This window comes from Streptomyces sp. NPDC090445, from assembly GCF_044769385.1.
Classification (GTDB): Bacteria; Actinomycetota; Actinomycetes; order Streptomycetales; family Streptomycetaceae; genus Streptomyces.
In genome coordinates this window covers 1-23,001 of record NZ_JBIVXV010000052.1, presented here as the reverse complement: position 1 = coordinate 23,001, position 23,001 = coordinate 1, and the positions used below count along the sequence as shown (strand labels likewise).

The window sequence follows — 23,001 nt, the reverse complement described above, 5'->3', positions numbered from 1 at the left end:
CCCGCGGCGCGGGTACCCATGCGCTGCGCGCATGGGAGAGAACCGAGGCGCGTTGCGCCTCGGCGGCCCCGCTCGCGGGGCCAGTGCCGGCCCTTCGGGCCGAGGGTCCGGCGCGTTGCGCCGGACGGTTCGGGACTCCGCTTCGCTCCATCCCGAACGGGGGCTGCGGAGCAGCCCCAAGTCCCCGCGCATAGCACGGCCCTGACCCCGCTTCACAGGGTCAGGGCCTTCGGCTTGTTGGGTGTCCGCTTCGCTCCCACCCCCGGCCTTCCGGCTTCGCCTCCAGGCCGAAGGGCCCGCGAGCGGGCCCGGCTGGCAGTAGGGGGTGGGGGGCTGTTCGCGTCGCGGTGGGGGCAGGTAGCGCAGAGGTCGTCGCACCCTCTTGCTCAGAGGGATGACGCCGGTTCGAATCCGGTCTACCGCGCGCGGTGGGGTGCCGCTGCGCTCCCGGTTCTTCCGGGATTCACCCTCAGACCCAATACCCGCCGCAATCACAGGGCTGGGGCTCCTCGTCCGGCGCCAGAGTCAGCGGACCCAGTCTCCGAACCAGTTCCTCATCGTTCAGGTGGCCTCCGAATCGCTCCCAGCTCGCGATGAATCGTCCGGGGGTCAGTCCAAGGTCAAAGACCGTCGTGAACGTCACGATCATGCAGAAGGAAATCCCGCCGTCGCGGTCGACTGGGTCGGTGATGCGAGCCTCCAAGTCGCCCTTCAGCCAGGTGAGCATCTCCAGTGTGGACGCCCCGTCGATCGCTCTCCGGCGCAGCTCCCGCTCGATCTCTTCCTGCCCAGCCCCCCGGCTCATACCCCACCCCTTCGAAGAGACGAGCCCTCGTCGTGGCAGGACTCGTTCCGGTATCGTCATCAGTGCACATTCCGGGCCTGCGGCCCGAAGAACAGGTCCTCTCTCCCACCCAGGGTCCTTCCAGCCCGCCTCCAGGACAAGCAGGACCCGCTGCGCGGGCTCTAGCAGCAGTCACCGTCTACGTAGAGACAACCCGCATGCCCCTACGGCAAAACACGGCCGCGGGGGGGCTATCAATTCGGGCAGACAACCGTCACGTTGATGAGGTCGTCACTGGGCTGCACGCTGGGGGGACGAAGCTTGAAGGTGGTATCGGTCATGACTCCGCATCTCCCCTTCTCATAGTGAGAGAACGTCTCTTTAGAATTATCGGACGGCTTCCATCCTTGGCCGGTCAAATTCTTGTAGGCCTTTGTCACGGTCTCCGCAGAAGTTTTCTTGTCGTGCGTCGCGAACAGCGTGACTATGGTTTCCTCTGCGGAGTTCGGCTTCGACTGAGTAAGCTGAATCCCCACCTGTGCCATCACTTGCTTCACCTCATCCACCGCTTCCTGTGCGGTGAGTGAAGCAGGATCAGATCCACGCTTGGAAGCAGTGGTGCTACTGTCGGAAACAGTCTTTTCAGGCTTTTCGCTACACCCGACCGCGAAAGATGCAACCAGTACAACGAGCGCTGCTGCCCGAATCCTCATATTCTTCTCCCCCTTGAGCCTGAAGGGCTCATCCATAATCGGTACAGAGTCTCGCACACAAGCACGGGGGCGGACCAGTAAGTATTCGGCCTAAAGGTAACTATTTGAGGCGGAGAATCTCCAGGAATCAACCACTCGAACTATCTCAAGACTCCACCCGTCCCAGCCCCCTGTGCCACCACCGTTCCAGTACAGTCGTCAGTGTGCATCCGCTGGTGATGCACTGTGTAGCATCCCGAGAACCTGGTCATCCTCACCTGATGGGGTGCTTTCCGTGGAGTGGCGAATGCAGAAGAGCGGTGAAATTGAGCTCCGGCCTCATCAGGAAGAGGCTGTGGAGGCCATCGTCCGCGGGCTGGATATTCCGCCGGGGAAGCGTATCCCCAAGGTGGGTCTGCGGGCCACGGTGGTGGCCGCGTGCGGGACCGGGAAGACGTTCATAGCGGCCGCGGCCGCGCTCCGGCTCGCCCGCAGCGGGCGGGTCCTCGTCCTGCTGCCCACCCTCGACCTACTGACCCAGACCGCCCGGGAGTGGCGCACCGCCGGCCATACCGGACCCGCCGTCGCCGTGTGCTCGCTTGAGGACGACCCTCAGCTGAGGCAGTCCGGCATCCGCGCAACTACCTCCGCGCCTCAGCTCGGCTTGTGGTACGGCCGCGGCCCCGTGACGGTGTACGCCACCTACGCCTCTCTCGGAGTGATCGCCGAGGCGCACCGGGGTGAGTACGGCCTGCCGATGGACGTCTTCGACCTGGTCGTCGTTGACGAAGCACACCGGACCTCGGGGTCGGCGGGGAAGGCATGGGCGGACGTCCACCACCAGGACGTCATCCCTTCCATGCGCCGCCTCTACATGACCGCCACTCCCAGGATCTGGCAGGAACGGCCCCCGCGCAGCCGGCGGGAGGAGGAACTGTACGAGGCGCAGGTCGCGGTCGTGGACGAGGAGACGCCGGGCCGGACGCGGCGGGTGCGGGACCGGCTGCCGAAGGAGCTGGCGTGCTCGATGGATGACGAGGCGGTGTTCGGGCCGGTCGTCTACGAGCTGTCGCTGGCATCGGCCATCTCCCGGGGGCTGCTGGCGAAGTACCAGATCGTGGTCGCCGAGCTCACCGACCCCGTCGTCACCCCCGGCCGGCTTCACGGCACCGAGCGGTGGGAGGAGCAGCTGCGCGGTGAGCGGCTGGCCGCGATGCAGACCACGCTGCTGGAGACCATGGCCGCGCATGGTCTGAAGACGACCATCACCTTTCACCACCGGACCGTGGAGGCGGAGGCCTTCGCCGAGGGACTGGCGCGGGTGGCGGCCCGGCTCCACGCCGTCGACCCCGCCCGGCACCCGGCACCGGAGCGGGTCTGGTCGGGGTGGCTGTGCGGGGAGCACGAGAGCGAGCACCGGCAGCAGGTGATCGGCGAGTTCGGGCGCCGGGCTGGCCGCGCCGTGCTCTCGAACTGCCGGGTCCTCGGGGAGGGCGTGGACATCCGGGCGGTGGACTCCGTGGCGCTGATCGACCCGAAGGGATCGGCCGTCGACATCGTCCAGGCCATCGGCCGGGCCCTTAGGCAAAAGCCCGGCGAGGGGAAAATGGCCACCCTGATCGTGCCCGTATTCCTCGCCGAGGGCGAGAATCCCGAAGACATCCTGTCCTCGACATCGTACGGGCCTTTGATTCGCGTATTGAACGGGCTCCGGGCACACGATGAACGCGCCGTGGAAATGCTCGCCATTCCACAAGAAGCCCAGAAGCGGGTCGTGCAGCCGTCGCCGCCGATCGGGACCGCGCCGGAGGAAGGCGAGGACGAGCCCCGGCTGCTGCTGAGGTTCGCCGCCCCCAGGGACCCGGCGCTGATCGCGAAGTGGATCAGCTACCAGATCTTCAACACCGAACGCCAGGACTGGCGCCGCGGCATCGAAGCCGCGCTACGGTACCGGGAACGCGAACAGCACCTCCACGTCCCCTACGACCACACCGAAGGCCCCTACCCGCTCGGCCGGTGGCTCTCCGACCAGCGTCGGACCTACCGGACCGGGACCATGACCGGCGAGCGGGCCGCCGAGCTCGAAGAGCTCGGGATCATCTGGGACACCGCCGACACCGGCTTCGCCGAGAACCTCGCCGCCGCCCGGGCCTACCACGAGCAGCACAGCACCCTGGCCGCCCCACGGCACGCCACCGCACTCGACAAGCCCGTCGGACAGTGGCTGACCAACATCCGCCGGCCCGGCGGACTCGGCAAAGACCCCGCACGCGCCGAACGGCGAGCCGCCGCCCTCGCCGCCATCGACAAGGACTGGAACCCCGGCGCGCTCGGGTGGACCGTGGACTGGCAGCGCCACTACGCCTACCTGAAGCAGCTCCTCGCCGACGGGGCGCTCCTGACCGCGATCGTCCCCGGCGTGACCCGGCACGGCGACGACATCGGACGCTGGCTCACAACACAACGGCGGGACTTCGACCGGCTCAACGACGAGCAGCGGGCCCGCCTCGACGCACTCGGCGTGAAGAGCGCTGTGCGGGCGCGCAGGGCGGCGGGTAAGGCGGCCCCGGTGTCCGGGCCGGGGAAGGGCGGAGAGGCGTTCCACAAGGGCGTCCAGGCCCTCCAGCAGTACATCGCGCGGGAAGGCACCACCGTGGTGGGCCGGGCCCACGTCGAGTACCTCCCGGACGGGACCGAGCACCGCACCGGGATCTGGTACGGAAACATCAGAGCCCGCCGCGGCCGACTCGACGCCGACCAGCTCGCCGCGCTCGCGAAGCTGGGCATCGACTGGGCGCAGTAGCCGGACGCGGCTTGGGTACGTTGCCGTGCGGGCCTTCCGGTCGCCGTCGACGCGTAGTGGGCGGGTGGTCGACAGCCTGCGGCGCGGCCGCCGCCTGGCAGGCTCGTTTGCCCGGGGTTCCTGGCGCTTCCCAAGTCTCTTGTGGTGCAAGGTACTTGCCGAGTATCTTGTACCGCATGACAAAGGAACTGTCCGCAGCCGGTGACCAGCGGCGCAGTCAGCTCCTGCGCGGCGTGCTCGACCTGTGCCTGCTCTCTCTGATCGCCGAACAGCCCAGGTACGGCTTCGAGTTCGCCGAGGCGCTCGCAGCGGGCGGGCTGGAGCTGGTCAGCGACGGCAGCATCTACCCGCTGCTCGCCCGGATGGAGCGGGCGGGGCTCATCTCTTCGTACCGCGCTCCGTCGCCGAGCGGCGGTGCCCCGCGCAAGTACTACCGCCTGACCCAGGCGGGGCACGCCGAACTGAGAGGCGGCCGGGCCGACTGGCTCGCCTTCGCCGGGCAGGTGGGCCGCATCCTGACCGCAACGGAACGCACGGGGGGAACCACACCATGACCAACGCGCAGATCCTCGCCGCCTGCCGCACCAACTGGGAATACCGGGGCATCGACGACGCCTCCGTGAGGAAGATGCTCGACGAGCTCTCCAACCATCTGGAGGACGCGCAGGCAGCCGGCCGCACCGGAGCGGACATCGTCGGGGGTGACGTCCGTGCTTTCGCCGCCACATGGGCGCGGGCACGCGCCCCGCTCCCGCGCCGGATGCTGCGCACCGCATCCCTGGGGTGCTTCGTCACCGGCTGCGTCCTGCTGTTCTCGTACGTGATCCGGTGGACCACCAGCCTGGACATAACCCCCGGCTACCTCGCCCTCTGGGCCGTACTCGGCACCGCCACCGTCGCCTGGAATCTACGGCGCGGCACCCTCGGCATACGCCGGAGCTGGACCGTCGCCCTCGCCGCCGTGACCGCGGCGCTCCTCACCGGCCACCTGGCCGGCGACGGGGTGCTGTTCGAACTGCCGCTGTGGGCAGCGCTGCTTCTGCTCCTCCCCGGACTCCCCTACGCCATCACCGACGCACAGGCCAAGAGGAACAGCCGAGCCTGAGCTCCTTAGCGCTCCCGCTGGGCCGCGGCCAAGTCCTTGCCAAGACGGCGGCCACGTGCCGTCCCCGCGGCACGGACCGCGCTGATCAATCACGCCGAGCTCGCCAAGCCGCCTCTGCAAACGGTTACGGCTACTACCAACAGGAAGGACCACCGTGGTCAGCCGAGCCCACAACGGGATCGAACACCGGACCGGGGCGCAGCTCACCGCCCTCGCCGCGCTCGGCATTCACTGGTGATCGGAACCGGACCTGTGCTGCGGGTGGCGCCGCTCGCCCAGGAGACAGTGTCCTCGTTCCTCGGCCGGATAGCAGACTCCTACGCCATCGACGCGGGTGAGCTGCGCTCCTGCTGGCAGTGGCGTAACCAGGCCCCGCGCCTGCCGGGGGTCGCTGGCCACCGCCCCAACGCCGAGATGAGGTTCCCCCGAGATGCGGGGATGGGTGACAGAGGGTCAGATGGGTCTCATGAGAGGAGCCCAGACGATGCCTGCACCGAGGAAGTACCCCAAGACCACGGAGTTATGGCTTGTCCGCCGCTGTCAACAGGTGGCGGGGAATTCGGGAGAAGGCCGGTCACAGCAACGGGACTCCTGATAGAGCGAGGAAGCCGACCAAGGTCTCCCCCCTGAAGGAGCCCCGTTGCCCGTTCAGTGTTCCACCGTCACGCTCACGTCGTCCATCACCGTCGCCAACGGGGTCTTCGCTCCGGGTCATCTTGGCGAGCTGACCCGACAGCTGCCCTTTGAACTGGTCGATGACGTGCTGGAACGTACGGGTGGCACCCAGCGGAGGCTGCGGCTGCTGCCGTCGCGGGTGGGCGTCTATTTCGTGCTGGCACTGGCTCTCTTCCCGCAACTGGGGTACGTGCGGGTGTGGGACAAGCTCACCGCCGGGCTGCGCGGGCTCCTTCCGCTGCGTCCGTCGGAGAAGGGGCTGCGGGAGGTGCGCCGGCGGCTGGGCGCCGCGCCACTGCGGCTGCTGTTCGAGACACTGGCCGGTCCCGTGGCACAGCCGATCACACCAGGGGTGCGTTACAGGTGCTGGCGCACAGTCGCCTTCGACGGCTGCAGCTCCACCAAGGCTCCTGACCGGCCGCGACTATGCGCCTGGCTGGGCAAACACAAGCACCGTTACGGCACGGACGGCTATCCGATGCTGAAGATCATGGTGCTGTGCGAGACCGGGACCCGGGCCCTGCTCGGTGCCGTATTCGGACCGACGCCTGAGAAGGAGACCGGGTACGCCGAACAGCTGCTACCGCTGCTGGACGACAAGATGCTGCTGCTCAACGACCGGGGCTTCGACTCCGACGACTTCCTCGCGAAGGCCGCGGCCACCGGGGCACAGCTGCTGGTACGCCTCAAGGGAACCCGGACACCCGCGCGCTGGGCGCTACTGCCTGACGGGTCGTTCCTGACCAGGATCAACGGGACCCGGCTGAGGATCATCGATGCGCACGTCACGGTGACAACGGCCAAAGGGCTGCGGCTGGAAGGCCACTACCGGCTGGCCACCACGCTGACCGATCACCGCCGCTACCCCGCCGCAGAGCTGGTGGAGCTCTACCACGAGCGATGGGAGATCGAGTCGGCGTTCTACTCACTCCGGCACACCCTGCAGCGCGGCCTGGTGCTGCGATCCCAGGACGCGACCGGGATCCAGCAGGAGCTCTGGGCTCACCTGACCGTCTACCAGGCACTGCGCCGGGCGATGGCCGAGGCCGTCGAGACGCTTCCCGGCACGGACCCGGACCGCGCTTCTTTCACCGTCGCCCTGGAAACCGCCAAAGACCAGCTCATCGCCGGCGCCGACGTACTGCCCGAGACCGGACCGGGACGAATCGCATCAGCCCTACTGCAGGATCTGCTCCCGCCCCGCCGGGCCCGCGTCAACCCGCGCCGCGTCAAATGCCCGATCTCCCGCTACGCCGCCCCACCCCACCAGGCACAAGTCCTGGGCGCCTCCAGGATCACCAGCATCAGTGTCACCGTGCACCCATCCGCCGGCCCCGGCCCCGACGGACGCCGCGACCGCACGCTGCAACTCCTGCGAACCAATCCCCTCCGCACCTGGCGCGCATGTGAAATCGCCCGCGGTATCGGACTGGATGACGCCCAAGGACTACGCGCGGAACTGGGACGCTGGGTCCGCGAAAGAATCCTCCGCCGCACCGGGCGGGGCCTCTACACCCTCGAACCCAAGTGGACTACCCCAACCACCACAAGCCCCTGTCCCCGGCCCTGTTGACAGCGGCGGACAAGCCATAACTCCGTGGTCTTGCCAGTACCCGCTTGAGCTGCGCCGTCGTGCGGTGCGCATGGTCGCCGAGGTGCGGCCCGGCTACGACACCGAGTGGGCCGCGATGAAAGCGGTCGCCGCAAAGCTCGGCATCGGCACAACCGAGACGCTGCGCAAGTGGGTCCGCCAGGACGAGATCGATGCCGGCACCCGGCCGGGGACGACGACGGAGGAGTCCGCGCAGATCAAGGCGATGAAGAAGGAGATCGCCGAGCTGAAGCGGGCCAACGAGATCCTGAAGGCGGCGGCGAGTTTCTTCGCGGCCGAGCTCGACCGGCCACACACGCGCTCGTAGCGTTCATCGACGAGCACCGGGACCGCTTCGGCGGAGTCGAGCCGATCTGCCGTGTTCTGACCGAGCACGACTGCAAGATCGCCCCGTCCACCTACTACGCCCACCACAAACGCCTGACGGCACCCTCGGCCCGCACCGTTCGGGACACCGAACTGAAGATCCTGATCCAGGAGGCATACGACGCCAACTACCGTGTCTACGGCGCTAGGAAGATCTGGCGGCACCTGAATCGCCAGGGCCGGACCGTGGCCCGCTGCACGGTCGAACGGCTGATGCGCGAGCTCGGCATCACCGGCGCCGTCCGCGGCAAGAGAGTGATCACCACGATCCCGGACCCCTCCGCGCCAAGGGCGCCGGACCTGGTCGACCGCGACTTCGTCGCCAGCGCGCCGAACCGCTGCTGGGTCGCCGACTTCACCCACGTCGCCACGTTCGCCGGCGTCGTCTACGTTGCCTTCGTCGTGGACACCTTCTCCCGCCGGATCGTCGGCTGGTCCGCCTCGACCACGAAGCAGACCCGGCTCGTCCTGGACGCCCTGGACATGGGACTGTGGCAACGCGATCGCGACCAACACCCGCCTCTTCCAGGTGAGTTGGTGCATCACTCGGACGCGGGATCGCAATATACGTCCTTCACGCTGGCCAAGCACTTGGAGAAGTCCGGCATCGCCGCCTCGATCGGATCCGTCGGCGACGCGTACGACAACGCGCTGATGGAGTCCACGATCGGCCTCTTCAAGACAGAGGTGATCAAGCCGCAGCGACCCTGGCGATCCCTCGCCCAGGTCAAGCTGGCCACCGCCGAATGGACCGACTGGTACAACCACACCCGGCTCCACGGTGAGATAGGGCACATCCCGCCCGCCGAATACGAAGCCAACCACTACCTGAGCACCACGAAAGCCCAGGTCACAACCAACATCTGAGATCTCTACCGAACCCGGAACGGTTCAAGATCAGATGCGGTCGGACCCGTTGGTTCCAACAGGTCCGACCGCCGTCAGCTCCCGCCTTCTCCGCCGCCAGCCCACAGGTCCGTGGGGCTCTGCGGAAGCGCGAGCGCCGCCGGGACACAGCTGACCGAGCAGAACTCAATCGGTACCAGCGTGCACGGATTCAGAAGATCGGTATTTCTGTTCGATCCGACTTCCACGCCCTCATACTACCCCCCATGGGGCTACCGATCATGAGGTAGTCGGATTCCGGACAGATCTCTCCCAGACCATCACCGGTCCACTCGACGACAATATAATCGCCCGCCATGACCTCGACCTCTTCCGCTACAGGCTCGAAGAGGACGGTTAGGCTCTCGGTTGATTTCGCCATCACTCTAAACTTCATCGCGTGGCATCCTCCTACAGGTTTTCCATATACCACTTGGCGAGTTCGGCCCTCTGCTTGGCGCTTGGGTTTCCCGGCCTCAGCTTGGCAACCTTGGCGTAAGCCTCGTGAATTGCCTTCGCCTGCCCCTTCGTCATTCCCATATTGCGCATTTTTTGGAGCTGTTCCGCATTCATCATTGCTAGACTTTCGTCACCCCTACCCCAGACCTCTCTACCGAATTCCCCCCGCTTGTTACCGTACCCCATATCCTTGACCACCTGGTCGACTTTCGCAAACTCAGCTTTTACGAGTGCGGAAACCTTCTTTGCGCATTCCTCCGGGTCGGAATTATGAACCAAAACAGGGGTCCCACCGACCAGCACATAATAGGTGTGGAGGCCGTTGACGGTCAGGTTGTAGGCCGGCTGCAGACCCTTCCATCGGGTGATCTTGCCAATCTCCACGGTGTCACCGCCAGGCGTACGCAAAGTGTCGCCGGCATTGAGTTCCGCGGCGTAGGTCCACTGCCCGCGGTTCTGTGCCCAGAAGGGGTGATGATCGGTCGAGGTGAGGGTTCCCTCGCCAGGCTCGGGGCGTAGGGCGATGGTGGTGAAGTCCTGGTCGTCCGGGGTGTAGATCGTGTCGTCTACCCGGCGCGGCCCGCTGGCCCCCGATACAGGATCTGCGGCAAAGACGTTGTCGCCTATCTTGATCTGTTCGATGGGGCGGGTTGCCCCGTCTCCCATCAGCACCCGTGTTCCGGCCGGGAAGCTGTCACACCCGGGAACCTTGTCGCCCTTGCGGGCACCGCGTATGTCGTCGGGGATGAGCTTGCCGCTGAGGCTGATCCTTTGGAGTGGACACCCTGACAATGGATCTTGATGGTCCAGGGAGGGATGTCCACGTGGGACGCAAGTCTCCGTATCCGGAGGAGTTCAGGAAGGACGCGGTCGCGCTCTACCGTGCCGCGGCCGGGAAGCGGACGTACGCGGCGGTGGCCGCGGATCTCGGCATCACCGCGGAGTCGCTGCGGACGTGGGTGCGCAAGGACGAGAACCAGGCCGTGCCCGGACGCCGTGACACGGGCGGCGAGGTGGATGAGCTGGCCCGGCTGCGGGCGGAGAACGCCCGGCTGCTGAAGGCTGAGAAAGAGTGGCACCTCGAGCGCGAGATCCTGCGCCGGGCGGCCGCGTATTTCGCTCGGGAGGTGAAGTGAGCCCTCGCCGCTGGGACTTCATCTCCGACCACCGCGCCGACTTCGGCGTCAAGCGGATCTGCCGGGTGCTCGGTGTGTCCCGCGCCGGCTACTACCGCCATCTGGCCACCGGGCAGGCCCGCGCCGAGCGCCAGGCCGAGGAGAAGCGGACCGTGAGCGAGATCCGCGCCATCCACGCCGAGCACGATGGCGCCTATGGTGCCCCGCGCGTCCATGCCGAGCTGCGTGCGAGGGGACGGCGGATCAACCGCAAGCGCGTGACCCGGCTGATGCGGGTCAACGACATCGTCGGCCGGCACCTGCGGAAGAAGAAGCGGACGACGATCGCGGACAGGACCGCGCCGCCCGTGCCGGACCTGGTGATGCGCGACTTCACCGCGGACACCCTGAACAGCAGGTGGTGCGGTGACATCACCTACGTCGCCGTCGGCACGACCTGGCTCTACCTCGCCACGGTGATCGACATCTGCTCGCGGCGCGTGGTGGGCTGGTCGATCGGCGACCATATGCGGACCTCGCTGGTCACCGACGCGATCGAGATGGCCGTGGCCGCCCGCGGCGGCCAGGTGAACGGCGTCGTTTTCCACACCGACAGGGGCGCCCAGTACAGCGCGGCCGCCTTCGCCGACGTCTGCCGCCGGCACGGCATCCGCCGAAGCATGGGCCGGGTTGGCTCGAGCTACGACAACGCCCTGGCTGAATCGTTCTTCCAGAGCCTCAAACGAGAACTGCTTCACGGACGCCGCTGGACCTCGAAGGCGCAGACCCGACTCGAGCTGTTCCGCTGGCTCTCGTACTACAACAGGCGCCGTCGGCATTCCGCCCTCGGCTACCTCACACCGGCCGAGTTCGAACAGCAACTGATCACGTCACGTACTCTGTCACTCGCCGCATGAAACCCGGTGTCCACTCCCGGGGATCAACCTCACCGAACAAGTGAACCTGAAACCACGTCAACCCGCCCTGACCAGCTAGTCAGCCACTCCCGCACAGCGGGGGAACCTCAGGTGGCGTGCCTGGGATGCGTGTGGCGGGAACCGAGGCGGTGGTGACCGCCCCGGTCCGGTGACCACCGCCTCGGTTCCCGGCACAGACCACTCCTTGACCTCCGGGAACCCACCGGGGGTGAACGGGAGCAGGGCCGACCGGGATCCGGCGGGGTGGGTTATGAGGGGTTGCCGTGGTTTTCGATGAGTGCGGTGTACTCGCCGGAGTTGTCGCCGTACATTCCGGCGCGGTCGTTGTACGCGACGGTGATTTCGCCAGCCTCTTGGGCGCGGAAGGTCTGGCATGAGCCGGCTGCGAACCACTGGCCCGAACCGATGCGGGCGATCAGTGTGCCCACCGGCACTCCGGGCAGGACGGTCTGGGCGACGTGCGCTCCGGCGAACTTGTCCTCGATGTACCGGGTCCCGTCGGGGTACGTCACGCGGGTCTGGTCGTACTGTGCTCGGCCGCTTCCGGAGATGGTGAAGAAGTCGTCGCGTCGGACCGTCACGCCGGTCTTCACCCCGCCCTCAACCTTCGCGGGCACGGCCACGACATTGAAATCACCCATGGTGACACCTCCTGGTTGAATTACGCTAGGCGGTCAAAATGTGACGTTGTGTGACGTCGATGTCAAAGCGCATCGCCGGAATCACCGGCACGAGCCTGTTGAATTGCCCCCTTCGCCTGGCGCGAGCACTGACGGATCGCCGGTCGGCCTTCCGCGGCATGGCGGCGGTGCCTGGCCGGCGCCGGCTGCCAGGCTGGCTCCCGTTCGGCCCGCAGGTTGATTGGGGGAGCCGTCGTGTCCGTCGCGTTCCGCAGCTGCCGTGCTGCAAGAGCATCCCGCGCGGCGGAGATCGCCCTCGATGGAGAGTGGTAGCGCCGCTACCCGAGCATGCACGGCACGCTCGCCTGCGAACGGTGCGTCATCGACTACGGCTGAAGCTGCTGCACCACGCTTCAAGGGCGACCTCGTCGACGGACGCCACGCCCGAGGACGAAGTGGACGTCGACTCCTGGAGCCACCAACTGGAGCGCACCCACCGCGCCCTGGCCATCCCCCACCCCCGCTCGGGCCTGCTCCAAGGGGCGGAGCCGTCCCTACGCTGGCGCGCCAGCCACAAGGCAGCGATCGGCGACGTGGCCGCCCGGCTGAATGGAGCCGGAGCAGGTTGCTCTCCGACGGCGGCCGGGCAGGCCGGCTATGCGGCGCCGTCGATCCGGAGCTCGCGGTCCGGCCCGCAGAAGGGACACGCCTCGATGCCGTCGGACAGGAGGCGGAGGGCCTCATGCCGGGTGACCTCCTTGCCGTGGCCGTCGGGGCAGCGGCCCGCGTGGACGCGGAAGGGGCGGGGGCCGTAGCCGGTGCGGTGCACTTCGAGCTTCCAGTCGGGCACCCGTGGGACTGGTCTGCGAGCCGTGGCGGCGGCCTCTTGCTGTTCCAGGCGGGCCAGGGCCTCGCGGGTCTGGCCGAGCTGCCACTCCAGCCAGCCGACGACTGCCCGGTGCCGGGTGATCTGCTCCGCAAGACTTTCGTTCACATGTTCGATTCTAGGTGGACGGTGGTCCGTGCACGCCTCCGGGCCTGGCTGCAAGATCAAGCGCGGCTGCCCGGCGTCTGGCTCTTGGCTGGCCCTCCCTGGGCGCATTCTTGGCGGGGGTGCGGCGGTCCCGGCCTGCACGGCCTCCCCGCTCCCCGGCCGCCCTGGCAGGGGTGATCAGGTGCCGGGCTGGGAAGGGGGCCAAGAGGCACAGCACCGCAGGTCGAGGTGGTGATCCATGATGGCCAGACCCGTATGGGCGGGGGTCGTCTCTTTCGGGCTCGTCTCGTTGCCGATCGCGCTGTACACCGCGACCGACAGCCACACGATCCGTTTCCACCAGCTCCAGCGCGGCACCGCGGATCGGATCCGCAACCGGCGCGTCAACGAGCGCACTGGCGACGAGGTGGACCTCGGCGAGATCGTCAAGGGTTACGACACTGGCAGCGAGTACGTGATCGTCGAGCCGAAAGAGCTCGACGACATCGCGCCGGGGCGGTCCAAGACTCTGGAGGTATCCGGATTCGTCGACCTCGACACTGTGGACCCGATCTTCTTCGACAAGACGTACTACCTCGGTTTTCCGACCTGAAGAAGTGCTGTTCGGGATGTCCGCAGGCGGCAGTGACCCCGGGCATCCCGACCTCGTTTGCCGACCGTGGTCGTGGTGTTCGCCATGTTCAGAGAAGTCGGTATGGAGGCAACGTGCCACGCAGGCTGTCCATGGGTCAGCTCAGGGTGCAGGAAGTGCGGCATAGGGACGGCCGCCGCTCGTACACGGTCTTCGACTCGGCGGACGGGGTACATCAGGGGGCGGATCGGTACCTGTCCCGGTACGCAGGCAAGGGCTCGGACCGCACGTACGCGTACCTGCTTGTGGATCACCTTCGGTGGCTGGAGTACGAGGGACTGACGCCGGAAGTGGTTGGCTTCCGGGATCTGCAGCGGTATATGGGGGCGGTGGGGGCGAAGATTGCGATGCCGTTCGGGTCTCCATGGCGGGTGGGCAAGAGGCCCTACCAGGCCGACGCGCTGAAGGGGGCCGCTTCCTGCCTGAAGGGCTTCTACCTGCAGCAGGCCGAGTTGGGCTTCAACACCTCGCTGGCCGCGGCCTTGAACTTGAGGCGTCTGCCGACCCAGCGGGACCGGGACCGGGCCCTGCTGGGGCACCTGATCCGGAGCATGGACGCCAACCCGCTGGCGCCGAAGGGAGTGCGTCGCCGGCACAAGAAGATGCTGCCGGACGGGGCCCGGGAGGTGTTGCTGGAGACAGTGCACTCCGCCCGGGACCGGCTCATCGTCGAGTGGCTCAGCGACGGGGGCTTCCGTATCGGCGAGATGTGCGGCCTACACCTGAGTGACCTGCATCTTCGAGAGGACGCTGCCTGCGGCGAGTGCCGCAGGCCTCACGTGCACGTCTGCCATCGCGACGGCTTGGTCAACGATGCCCGGGCAAAAACCAAGTGGCCGTGGGAGTTCAGCGATGGGGTGATCCGTGGCGGGTTGATCAAGCGGGTCAGCCCGGCGATGATCCACGCCTACTTCGGCTACATGACCAGCGAGTATCCGCGCTCGGCCAGGCACGGCATGCTGCTGGTACAGCAGCATGGGCCGGACCGCTCCCTGCCCTGGGCGCCCGAGGGGGCTCGCAGGATGCTCAAGCGGGCGGGGTTCCGGGCAGGGCTCGGCCTGATTCGCCCGCACATGTTCCGGCATACCTGGGCGACCACGGTTCTTGAGGCCGCCCAGGGCAACCTCGTCATCGTGCGGGACGCCGGTGGCTGGGCATCGACCGCGGTCGTCGACGAGATCTATGCCCATGTCGACGTCAACGACGAGGTCTTCAATGCCGCCCTGCTCAGGACGTGGGGTGAGTTGCGGTGAGTGAGACTCTGCTGCCGCTGCGTGTGATCGCCGACCCGATCCGTCGACGAGAGACGCGGGACCGCCTGGAGGTGCTGACTGCGTTGCTCCAGGGCCCGCACGTCGAGGATCTGTTCCGCGAGGATCTGATCCGCTTTCCCGCCGACCACCCGGTCTTCGGCTGGACCTGCCGAATCGAGGACTGCCACCACCCCCGCACCAACGCCCACGACCTGTGCAACCCGCATCGAATGCAGTGGCTGGCCGGCCGTCAGACGAACCCGCAGCTGACGCGGCGAGAGTTCTTGCGCGACGCCAAGCCTGCGGAGTCGTCCTATATCCGGCTGGCCGATTCGCCGCCGTGCCGGATCTGCCCTGGACGTCCAGCCCGCCATCACGGGCTCCGGTTGTGTTTCACCCACCACGGCCGCTGGAAGAAGGCCTCGCGCATTCCCGACCTGGCCTTCGAGGCCTGGGTGGCTACACAGACTGAATCGTTCCCCGGCTACGGCGAGTGCCTGGTGGTCTCCTGCCAGTCCCTGTCCGACAGCCCGATGGGGTTGTGCTGGGTCCATGAGCGACGCTATGAGGCCGAGGACCGGCCGGGAGGGGCCCGGCGCCCGCTCAGGTGGTTCCACCGCTTCGAAGTGCCCGGCAAGCCTGTCCCGATCTTCTACGCGGACGAGTCGGCTTTCCGCCGCTGGTGCCAGAGCACACACCCGGTCTCCCGGGCCGGGACAATCAACCTGCAGGGGTTGCCCGCGCTGGTGCGGGCCGAGTTCCGGTGGGTTCTGTTCGCCCACACACAGCGCGCCGCTCACTCCTACTGGCCGACGTGCTGGATTCAGCAGACCATCAATCTGGTTCGCGACAGCGGCGTCGCCTCGCTCACCGAGCTGGCCGAGAAGCGTCGCCAGATGGACGCCAGTAAGCGCATGATCCTGGGCGAGGCCCTGACCGAGCTGCGGATCGTCTACTTCACTCCGGAAGAAACCAAGCAAGCCGGCTACATCGAGACCGAGCACTTCGGAGTCCGCTTCCCTCAACGCCATAGCAATTGGGACCTCACCGGCGTCTCCCAGCGGTGGCTTCGGGACCTTCTCTGGGACTACCTCGCCGACCGGATGCGGTCCCCGCGAGGCCCCCGCAGCACCTGCCCGCTCGACAATGACCGTCGAGCCTGCACCGAGCTGAGCGCGTTCTTGGAAGTCATCGCGCCCGAGGGCGGCCACGATCCACGGCTGCTGAATGAGGACCACATGCGCCGGTTCGTCGCCGACCACCTCAGGCGGGCCCGCGAGGGCTTGCCGTTGCTGGGCATCCGGGGACACGCTGGGAAGCCGAGCCCGGCCACCGAACACAGCCGCCGTTTCGTCTTCAACCACGGCCGGGCGGTCTTGCGCTATGCCCTGGACAGCGGGCGGGCGGAGGAGATCGGCCTATCGCGGAAGTTCATCGTCGCCATGCCGACCAGCGGTCGGAAGCCGCAAAGGGCCCGGCACCCCTTCCCTGACCCGGTGGCTCAGGCCCTGGCCGACCCGGCCAACCTGCAGCTGCTGGCCGAGCGCTACGACCCGAACAACTACGGGCTGCGGGACGCCTGGGAAACCCTGGTACTCACCGGCCGCCGCTGCACCGAGGCGCTCCAGCTGCGCCTGGAGTGCCTGACCGTCCACCGCAGTGTCCCTTTCCTCTGGCACGACCAGACCAAGGTCGGCAACCTCGACGAGGCCATTCGCATCCCCGAGCCGCTCTACACGAGGCTCCAGCGCCGCCAGCAGATCACCCTGGAGCGCTTCGAGGACCGCCACGGCCGGCCCCCCACCGCGGCCGAGCGGGCCAAGCTGGCCCTGTTCCCCTCCCGGTCACGCAACCCCAAGGGCACAGTGTCGATCTCCTACACCTTCTTCCGCTCCGGCTTCAGCGGCTGGCTGGAAGACCTCGACATCGGGGCATGGGTTCCCCACCAGGCCAGGCACACACTGGCCACCAACCTACTCAGGCACGGCGCCGGGCTGCACCACATCAAGAAGTACCTGGGCCATCTCTCCCAGCAGATGACTGAGCACTACGCCAAGGTCGCCTCCTCGGAGATCGACGACGTCCTGCAACGAGTCTGGGTCAGTGGCCCGGGCTCCGTCGTCCCCGGAACGCTGCTGGTCTCACCCGACCAAGGCCTGTCCCAGGAAGAGGCCCGGGCGATGGCCCTGGACCTCTCCCGCCGCAGCACCCCGGCCGAAGGCGGGGTCTGCACCTTTCAGCCGGTGGTCCGCGGCGACGCCTGCCCCTGGAACCTGGACTGCCACACCTGCGACAAGTTCGTCATGTCCGGCGCCGACCTCCTCTATTGGCGGCGCAAGGCGGAGCAGTGGCGGTCGTTGGCCGAACGCGCCCCGGACGACGCGACCGCAGACTACCTCCACGAGGTCTTCGAGCCGACCGCCCGCGCCATTGAGGGGCTGGAGAAGGCCCTGTCCGGCCTCGGTCTGCTGGACGAAGCCCTGGCCATAGACCTGCGCAGGCCGCAGGACTACTTCCAGCGCATGTGGTCCCTCGCTTTCCGAGCCACCGACCTGGCCGCCCTCACCCACGACGACAACGACGACCAGGAGGACACATGGCCGAACGACGACTGAGCGCCCCCACGGTTCCGGCCGCCCGCACCGCCGAAGCGCTCGCCGCCCGGCGGCGTAAGACAGACGCGGCTCTTCAGCGGATCCAGGACGCCCTTCAACGGCTGGCCAAGACGAGAACACCGATCACCATGGCCGCGGTCGCTCGCCAGGCGGACGTCTCCCGCACCTTCCTCTACGAACACGCCGACGCCAAGACGCTGGTAAGCGAGGCGATGAGCCGGGCCGCCGGCCGCCGCATTCAAGATCGCAGGGACGAGCAGGCCGCCATGGAGGCATCCTGGCGCGAGCGCGCGCTCAACGCCGAGGACGCACTCAAGGCCGCGAACGCCGAGATCCTCGCCCAGCGCGAACAGCTCGGCGACCTCCTCGGCCAGATCAAGGACCTGCAGACGCAGTGGACCGAAGAAGACATCATCCGGATCACTACCGACAACGGCACCTTGAAGAGGCAGGTCCGAGAACTGGCCGCAGAGAACAAGTCGCTGATCGAGAAACTAGCCGCAGCCCGGGACAACGTTCGGTTCGCTGACAAACGGATCGCCGAACTTGAGACCCAAATCCTCGAACACCAACAACGGTCCTGTGACCAGCTCGGGTGCGACTGAGTCCCAATCGTCGTTGTCAAGCTTGCGACGCCTCGATCGATTTCGTCGATCCTAGGCCAGCGGTGGTGTGTGCGTGCAACGTTCCAGAAGCCGGCGATATCGCTCGGGGTCTGCCTGGATGATGAGCCTGGCCTTCTCATGACTGGTTCGGAGGCCGGCGGGGTAGTCCGCCGGGTCGAGGCTGAGTTCCAGCGACAGGTCCTGGCGCGTCTCTGGGTCCTCGCATGCCAGGAACGCGGAGAGGCAGGCCGATTGGTACTCGTTGCGGAGATCGGCCAGCGCCTCCAGCGCCGCCTTGCTCTCCTCTGTGGGCACTCCCCGCCGCAAGTCCTCCATGGAGGCGTACTGGAGCCCAGGGCGAGCGAAGTACCAGGCCATGCTGGCACCGAGCCTTTCGGGATCGGAACCCCTCCGCATGTAATCCGTGATCGCTGCCTGAACCTGACGGTAGCCGCAGGCTGTCACAAGGGGCTGGATGAGTTGCCGTACGCCACTTCGGCATTGGTCGTGCACGGCGGCATGCGTGAGGAGGTCGGCGTGCCGCCGTGTAGCTGCGGGATCTTGGGCTGCGGCCTCGCCGAGCTGGTATCGCTTCACCTCGTTGCAGTGGTACCGGTGCTCGCCTTCCATGATCGGCGGCAACTGCCAGTCCGGGCAGAAGATCGCAAGGAGCTCGTCCAGCAGGGGTTCAAAGTCGACTTCCCGCCCGGCTCGGTCGGGGAGTATCTCTACTGGCATTCCTTGGCCCTCCCTGGCTCACTTCGTCTCCGGCCCGATGAGAGCCTCGGCTCAGGCTAGGCTCCATACCTGCCTGAGATGCAGGAATCGGACCATCGCCAAACCCGAACCATTGGCTGCCTGAACGCCCCGTTCACCGCCAGACGTCCGGAGGTTTGGGGTTGAACCGTGTTGTGGCGTTGGCCGCGGATGAGGTCCCATGGGACGTCGATCCGCCGCTGGGCGAAGATCGCCTGCCCGCAGATCTTGCCGTCCATCTTGTCCGGGCCGCCCAGTGCCGCGAACGCGCACACATCCGTAGCAAGGTGCATCGTCCGACACGATCGAGTGATCACGGGCTCGCGAGCCGCACATCGTGGACATGTTCGCTATGTTCAACCCCAGGTCACAGAGCCCGTCAAGACGCCACCGGTTGGAAAACCGAGGCCCCCGCGGCGAGCAGTACGGAAAGGTGTATGCCTTGCTGCAGCGGGCCCTGGCGGAGTCGAACAAGGTCGGCATTGCGACCTTCGCGATGCGTGGGCGCGAGTACCTAGTCGCGCTGAAGGCGGAGGACGACCTCCTACTGAGGATTTCGGGTTGTCGTCGGGTAGTGACGGTTGGTGATCCCTGCGGTATGCCGGTGAGGTGAGGTATCCGGAGGGCGGGGGCCTGACCAGAGCGTCGGGCGTTTCGTGAGGGGATCCGGCTTCAGGCCGGCGAGCGGTTCGCGGCGGGTGTGAAGACTACGGTGATCGCTAAGGACCTGCGGGTGAGTGTGCGGTCGGTGGAACGCTGGCGCCGTGCCTGGCGCGAGGGTGGCATGGAGGCCTTGCGCTCTGCTGGCCCGGCGAACTCCCCGACCGTCACAGATACCCAGTTCGCCGTACTCGAGGAGGAACTCGGCAAGGGTCCGACAGCGCATGGCTTCGACGATCAGCGGTGGACCTTGGCTCGGGTCCAGACGGTGATCCGCCGCCGGCTGCGCGTGAGCGTGTCGGTGGCGACGGTGTGGCGGCTGCTGAAGCAGCACGGTTGGTCCTGGCAGGCACCCGCCCGCCGTGCTCTCGAACGCGACGAGCACGCGGTGGAGTTGTGGAAGAAGGAGGTGTGGCCACGGGTAAAAGGCTCGCGGCGGTGTCCGGTGCCTGGATCGTCTTCGAGTTGCGCCGTGAGGCGCTGTGATTCGTGTGGAGGTGAGAGACCTCCACCGCCGATCTGTCGTAGCAGGGAGGTGGAGCTGAGGGCAGCCTGATCCGGGTGATGCCGGGGAGGGCGGGAGCGGCCCTGACAAAGCCGGGACGTGCCAGTACTGCCAGATGGTGCGGGTCCGGCAAGTGGGACGGAGAGGAGTACGCGAGGAACCGGCGTCTTTACGTCTCTTAACCTCGCCGTTTCGGTTGAGGTGATGAGACGCCGCTGTTCATCTGCTGTCGGGTGGGCGGGGTGGTTTCGTTGCTTGGGCATGGCGGAGTCCCGGCGCGGGGGTCGGGTTCTCCAAGGTCTTTCGGGTCGTGGGCGGTCAGGGGTTTGCTGGTCAGCCGACGGGACGGGGCAGTGCGGCGAGGCGGTGGAAAGCCGTGGCCAGTTCGTGTCTCCAGGGCCAGGTCGCCGATATCCGCAAGCGCAGGCGCCGACCGCCGCGGGTGAGGCGGGCGGCGACGTGCAGCAGCCGGTAGCGGAGCTTCTTCGGCTCGGCCGTGGCCAATTCCCCCTCCAGCAGCAGGACGCGCATCCAGGCCAGCAGGTCGATCGCCGCGAGGCTGAGTTCGAGCCAGACGGCATTGATGCCGAAGCCGCGGGAGGGGAAGCGGCCGAAGCCAGTGGTCTTGCCGCACCGGATGCGGTCCTCGACAGTGGCATGCCCGCGGTGGCGGACCTCCAGGAACTGCGCGGAACCACCACCGGAGTAGGGGGTGTCGGTGAGGAACACCTGATGGCGCAGGCCCTCGTCCTGGTCGAACAGGGACAGCTGGGCTCCGGGGTGCGGCCGCTCACGGCGCACGATGATGCGGGTGCCAGCCGGAAAGCCGTCCAGGTCGACCATGCCGGTCAGCTCGGCGACCTCGGCGCCATCCCGCAGTGTCCCGTCTTGGTCCAGGGCGGGATGCCACAGATCGTCGGGCATGGCCCGAATGGCGCGGCGGACCGGCTCGGTGATGGAGTATCCGACCGAGAACAAGGTACGGATTCCTCGTTGCCGCATGTCACGGACGTGAGCGAGGAAGGCTTTCGCGGATCCGGCGCTGTCGGTGCGGACGAGGATGTCGGTGCCGTGCCGGTGGGCGTCGGGGATCTGCGCGAGTGCCTGGTCGAGCACCGCGATGTGGTCGCTCGCGGTGTTGGCGCCGGCGTTCCCGGGCCGCAGCCGCCCGGACAGCGCCTCGCCGGTGTTGGCCAGGAAGCACAGCAGGGGGTGGAAGCCGAAGCCGCCCTTGTAGGTGGGTGCTGCCTGCTGTTTCTCGGAGTGGCAGGCCACCAGTGTGGCGTCGATGTCCAGGACGAGGCCGGGCAGCATGCGTCCCGCGGCCCGGGCAGCGGGTATGCCCTCACCGGTCTCGGCGGCCTGCAGCCAGGCGACCTCCCGGGCTTGGGCGCGGGCCGAGCGCAGACAAGCCAGTGCCCGCTCGTCAACGTCGGCGAGCAGCCGCCAGGCCGTCGGTGTCGAGGCGACCGGACCGAACACTTCGTCCTGGTCCCGTAGCACGGCCAGGTCCGCAATGGCCTCGCCATCGTCGGCGAGCATCACCGCCAGGTCGGTGGCGACCCGTCCGGGATCATGTCCGCTCCCACGCGGCCGAAGCGGCCTGAGCGCGGCGGAGTACGCGGCGGTCAGGCCCGTGGCATCGGCAAGATCCGCCAGCAACCGTGATCCGGCATGACCGACCACCCCCGAACCATCGGCACTGACGTGGGCCTTGGGACGCAACCCGATAGCCTGCACGCAGAAAGTGCCCTCCGCTTGGACCGACAGAACCCCTCAGCAAGGTTCATCGTCCCAGGTCAGGAAGGCACTTTCGTGTTTCCGCCCTACAGTCAGCCGCACCCAAGTGAAACGGCGAGGCTAGGCCGTGTCGTCGAAATCCCTCTCCTGGGGGCCGCTGGGAGGTGCCCCCAGGCCCGCGGTGTCGGCGTGCCTCCTTTCGATACCGGGCCGACGGACGCCAGGGATATGGGCGGCGTGGCTACGGGGCTCCGGATCGGGACTGGGCTAGCTTCTGCTTCGCAGCTCTGGCGTTGCGACGTGCTGAGACCAAGGAGTGTCCCGATGAAGCAGTCCCATCGACTGGCGGTCCTGCTGAGTGCGGCAACCGCCATGGTTGCCGTCGGGAGCGGAGCCGCGAACGCCCAGGACGGCCCTCTCCTGCCCATCCTGTCGCCTCTGCTGTGCGGAAACATCAACCAGGGGTTCAACAACCAGGGCGACCAAACCGCCAACTGCAACCAGACTTCGACGACCACACCGCCTCCCGCGAACGGCGGTTTCACGGGGCATGAAGTGGTGTCGACAACGTTCGGTGTTCCCGTGCCCGGGAATTCGCTCACTTTCGAGCTTGAATGCCCAGCTGGTAAGACCGCTCTCAGCGGGGGCCACCGGATCAACAACTTCGGCATGGGGACTGCCGAAACATCGGCTCCCACGGCCGGCAACACCGGGTGGGAGTGGCGCATCAGGAATAACGACAGTGAAGAAATCACCGGGACCGCGTACGTGACGTGCGCCGTGGTAACGACCTGAGGACCGCCCTGAGAGCGGCGCTCTTCTTCTGGACGCAGCCCGGCCCTCGGCCGGTCCCGAGGCGGACTGACCACCAAAGTCCACTTGGCCTGCGATGGATCCGGCCGCCCGCCGGCCTTCGACCGCGAGGTGTACAAGCGTCGCAACGTCGTGGAAAGGTGCTTCAACCGCCTCAAGCAAGGGCGCGGCATCGCCACCCGGTACGACGTACGACAAGACTGCCCAGTCCTACACGGCAGCCGTCACCCTCGCCTCGCTCCTGATGTGGGCCTGGCGCCTTGGCGACAACTCCTAGCCTCAATACCAGTGACTTAAGAATCCCGGGTGCGTGGGACCTTCACAGGTGGGTTGATCGGGGCCGTTTTGTGGTGCGGGGCGATGGCTACGGCCTCG

At 67.2% G+C, this 23,001-nt stretch carries 19 protein-coding genes and 3 pseudogenes; 14 read left to right on the top strand and 8 right to left on the bottom strand.

The features are described from left to right. Positions 1 to 469: 469 nt before the first annotated feature. On the bottom strand, positions 470 to 865 hold the full coding sequence (locus tag ACIQUT_RS39510) for a hypothetical protein (protein ID WP_403570481.1): 396 nt from the start codon (positions 863 to 865) through the stop codon (positions 470 to 472). Between the two features lie 173 nt (positions 866 to 1,038). Then, positions 1,039 to 1,533: a hypothetical protein gene (locus ACIQUT_RS39505; RefSeq protein WP_403570479.1), complete on the bottom strand. Its 495-nt coding sequence runs from the start codon at positions 1,531 to 1,533 to the stop codon at positions 1,039 to 1,041. 250 nt (positions 1,534 to 1,783) lie between these two features. On the opposite strand from ACIQUT_RS39505, the gene ACIQUT_RS39500 reads away from it, so the two are divergent. From ACIQUT_RS39500 to ACIQUT_RS39480, 5 genes and pseudogenes are all read left to right on the top strand, one after another. After that, entirely contained in the window at positions 1,784 to 4,279 is a 2,496-nt protein-coding gene (locus ACIQUT_RS39500) for a Helicase associated domain protein (RefSeq protein ID WP_403570477.1), read from the top strand. A gap of 176 nt (positions 4,280 to 4,455) precedes the next feature. Continuing rightward, the gene (locus tag ACIQUT_RS39495; RefSeq protein ID WP_403570476.1) at positions 4,456 to 4,833 is read left to right on the top strand and encodes a PadR family transcriptional regulator; all 378 of its coding nucleotides are present in this window, start codon (positions 4,456 to 4,458) and stop codon (positions 4,831 to 4,833) included. After that, entirely contained in the window at positions 4,830 to 5,384 is a 555-nt protein-coding gene (locus tag ACIQUT_RS39490) for a hypothetical protein (protein WP_403570474.1), read from the top strand. The genes ACIQUT_RS39495 and ACIQUT_RS39490 overlap by 4 nt, the downstream gene beginning before the upstream one ends. A 640-nt stretch (positions 5,385 to 6,024) precedes the next feature. Beyond that, positions 6,025 to 7,652: pseudogene (locus ACIQUT_RS39485) on the top strand (IS4 family transposase). Between the two features lie 50 nt (positions 7,653 to 7,702). Beyond that, a protein-coding gene (locus tag ACIQUT_RS39480) for an IS3 family transposase (RefSeq protein WP_403570486.1) occupies positions 7,703 to 8,904 on the top strand; the annotation gives its coding sequence in 2 pieces (ribosomal slippage) (positions 7,703 to 7,934 and positions 7,934 to 8,904; 1,203 coding nt in all). 190 nt (positions 8,905 to 9,094) lie between these two features. Here the strand turns inward: ACIQUT_RS39480 and ACIQUT_RS39475 are convergent. Both ACIQUT_RS39475 and ACIQUT_RS39470 read right to left on the bottom strand, forming a co-directional pair. Further along, the gene (locus ACIQUT_RS39475) at positions 9,095 to 9,319 is read right to left on the bottom strand and encodes a hypothetical protein (RefSeq protein ID WP_403570473.1); all 225 of its coding nucleotides are present in this window, start codon (positions 9,317 to 9,319) and stop codon (positions 9,095 to 9,097) included. Positions 9,320 to 9,333: 14 nt separating this feature from the next. Further along, complete coding sequence (locus tag ACIQUT_RS39470) at positions 9,334 to 10,047, bottom strand: polymorphic toxin-type HINT domain-containing protein (RefSeq protein ID WP_403570485.1); 714 nt, start codon at positions 10,045 to 10,047, stop codon at positions 9,334 to 9,336. A gap of 158 nt (positions 10,048 to 10,205) precedes the next feature. Between ACIQUT_RS39470 and ACIQUT_RS39465 the strand changes: the two genes are divergently transcribed. Further along, a protein-coding gene (locus ACIQUT_RS39465; RefSeq protein ID WP_403570472.1) for an IS3 family transposase occupies positions 10,206 to 11,413 on the top strand; the annotation gives its coding sequence in 2 pieces (ribosomal slippage) (positions 10,206 to 10,452 and positions 10,452 to 11,413; 1,209 coding nt in all). A gap of 269 nt (positions 11,414 to 11,682) precedes the next feature. Here ACIQUT_RS39465 and ACIQUT_RS39460 read toward each other — a convergent pair. Together ACIQUT_RS39460 and ACIQUT_RS39455 are read right to left on the bottom strand one after the other, a co-directional pair. After that, on the bottom strand, positions 11,683 to 12,075 hold the full coding sequence (locus ACIQUT_RS39460; RefSeq protein WP_403570470.1) for a LecA/PA-IL family lectin: 393 nt from the start codon (positions 12,073 to 12,075) through the stop codon (positions 11,683 to 11,685). Positions 12,076 to 12,709: 634 nt separating this feature from the next. Then, positions 12,710 to 13,048 (bottom strand): DUF6233 domain-containing protein, encoded by a 339-nt coding sequence (locus ACIQUT_RS39455; RefSeq protein ID WP_403570468.1) that lies wholly within the window; start codon positions 13,046 to 13,048, stop codon positions 12,710 to 12,712. A 241-nt stretch (positions 13,049 to 13,289) separates the two neighbouring features. Here ACIQUT_RS39455 and ACIQUT_RS39450 point away from each other — a divergent pair. From ACIQUT_RS39450 to ACIQUT_RS39435, 4 genes and pseudogenes are all read left to right on the top strand, one after another. Next, positions 13,290 to 13,625, top strand: a pseudogene (locus ACIQUT_RS39450) (Ku protein); the annotation flags it as partial. Between the two features lie 128 nt (positions 13,626 to 13,753). Beyond that, complete coding sequence (locus ACIQUT_RS39445; protein WP_403570466.1) at positions 13,754 to 14,932, top strand: tyrosine-type recombinase/integrase; 1,179 nt, start codon at positions 13,754 to 13,756, stop codon at positions 14,930 to 14,932. Beyond that, positions 14,929 to 17,547 (top strand): tyrosine-type recombinase/integrase, encoded by a 2,619-nt coding sequence (locus tag ACIQUT_RS39440; protein ID WP_403570464.1) that lies wholly within the window; start codon positions 14,929 to 14,931, stop codon positions 17,545 to 17,547. The genes ACIQUT_RS39445 and ACIQUT_RS39440 overlap by 4 nt, the downstream gene beginning before the upstream one ends. Continuing rightward, positions 17,529 to 18,152, top strand: coding sequence for a DUF6262 family protein (locus ACIQUT_RS39435; RefSeq protein WP_403570462.1), 624 nt, complete (start codon positions 17,529 to 17,531; stop codon positions 18,150 to 18,152). The genes ACIQUT_RS39440 and ACIQUT_RS39435 overlap by 19 nt, the downstream gene beginning before the upstream one ends. 51 nt (positions 18,153 to 18,203) lie before the next feature. On the opposite strand, the gene ACIQUT_RS39430 is transcribed toward ACIQUT_RS39435, so the two are convergent. After that, the gene (locus ACIQUT_RS39430; protein WP_403570460.1) at positions 18,204 to 18,890 is read right to left on the bottom strand and encodes a hypothetical protein; all 687 of its coding nucleotides are present in this window, start codon (positions 18,888 to 18,890) and stop codon (positions 18,204 to 18,206) included. A gap of 361 nt (positions 18,891 to 19,251) precedes the next feature. Here ACIQUT_RS39430 and ACIQUT_RS39425 point away from each other — a divergent pair, with 361 nt between their 5' ends. Both ACIQUT_RS39425 and ACIQUT_RS39420 read left to right on the top strand, forming a co-directional pair. Next, positions 19,252 to 19,521, top strand: coding sequence for a Ku protein (locus tag ACIQUT_RS39425; protein ID WP_403570483.1), 270 nt, complete (start codon positions 19,252 to 19,254; stop codon positions 19,519 to 19,521). Positions 19,522 to 19,608: 87 nt separating this feature from the next. Further along, on the top strand, positions 19,609 to 20,124 hold the full coding sequence (locus tag ACIQUT_RS39420; protein WP_403570458.1) for a winged helix-turn-helix domain-containing protein: 516 nt from the start codon (positions 19,609 to 19,611) through the stop codon (positions 20,122 to 20,124). Positions 20,125 to 20,406: 282 nt separating this feature from the next. Here ACIQUT_RS39420 and ACIQUT_RS39415 read toward each other — a convergent pair whose 3' ends face one another. Beyond that, entirely contained in the window at positions 20,407 to 21,813 is a 1,407-nt protein-coding gene (locus tag ACIQUT_RS39415; protein ID WP_403570457.1) for an IS1380 family transposase, read from the bottom strand. 324 nt (positions 21,814 to 22,137) lie between these two features. Here ACIQUT_RS39415 and ACIQUT_RS39410 point away from each other — a divergent pair, with 324 nt between their 5' ends. Then, positions 22,138 to 22,608: a hypothetical protein gene (locus tag ACIQUT_RS39410; protein ID WP_403570455.1), complete on the top strand. Its 471-nt coding sequence runs from the start codon at positions 22,138 to 22,140 to the stop codon at positions 22,606 to 22,608. Between the two features lie 42 nt (positions 22,609 to 22,650). After that, a pseudogene (locus tag ACIQUT_RS39405) lies at positions 22,651 to 22,903 on the top strand (hypothetical protein); the annotation flags it as partial. Positions 22,904 to 23,001: the final 98 nt, after the last annotated feature.

Excerpts from the sequence above, each read along its gene's own strand:
- ACIQUT_RS39510 (WP_403570481.1), bottom strand. The coding sequence starts at position 865 with ATGACGATACCGGAACGAGTCCTGCCACGACGAGGGCTCGTCTCTTCG.
- ACIQUT_RS39505 (WP_403570479.1), bottom strand. The coding sequence starts at position 1,533 with ATGGATGAGCCCTTCAGGCTCAAGGGGGAGAAGAATATGAGGATTCGG.
- ACIQUT_RS39500 (WP_403570477.1), top strand. The coding sequence starts at position 1,784 with ATGCAGAAGAGCGGTGAAATTGAGCTCCGGCCTCATCAGGAAGAGGCT.
- ACIQUT_RS39495 (WP_403570476.1), top strand. The coding sequence starts at position 4,456 with ATGACAAAGGAACTGTCCGCAGCCGGTGACCAGCGGCGCAGTCAGCTC.
- ACIQUT_RS39490 (WP_403570474.1), top strand. The coding sequence starts at position 4,830 with ATGACCAACGCGCAGATCCTCGCCGCCTGCCGCACCAACTGGGAATAC.
- ACIQUT_RS39475 (WP_403570473.1), bottom strand. The coding sequence starts at position 9,319 with ATGAAGTTTAGAGTGATGGCGAAATCAACCGAGAGCCTAACCGTCCTC.
- ACIQUT_RS39470 (WP_403570485.1), bottom strand. The coding sequence starts at position 10,047 with ATGGGAGACGGGGCAACCCGCCCCATCGAACAGATCAAGATAGGCGAC.
- ACIQUT_RS39460 (WP_403570470.1), bottom strand. The coding sequence starts at position 12,075 with ATGGGTGATTTCAATGTCGTGGCCGTGCCCGCGAAGGTTGAGGGCGGG.
- ACIQUT_RS39435 (WP_403570462.1), top strand. The coding sequence starts at position 17,529 with ATGGCCGAACGACGACTGAGCGCCCCCACGGTTCCGGCCGCCCGCACC.
- ACIQUT_RS39430 (WP_403570460.1), bottom strand. The coding sequence starts at position 18,890 with ATGCCAGTAGAGATACTCCCCGACCGAGCCGGGCGGGAAGTCGACTTT.
- ACIQUT_RS39425 (WP_403570483.1), top strand. The coding sequence starts at position 19,252 with ATGTTCGCTATGTTCAACCCCAGGTCACAGAGCCCGTCAAGACGCCAC.
- ACIQUT_RS39410 (WP_403570455.1), top strand. The coding sequence starts at position 22,138 with ATGAAGCAGTCCCATCGACTGGCGGTCCTGCTGAGTGCGGCAACCGCC.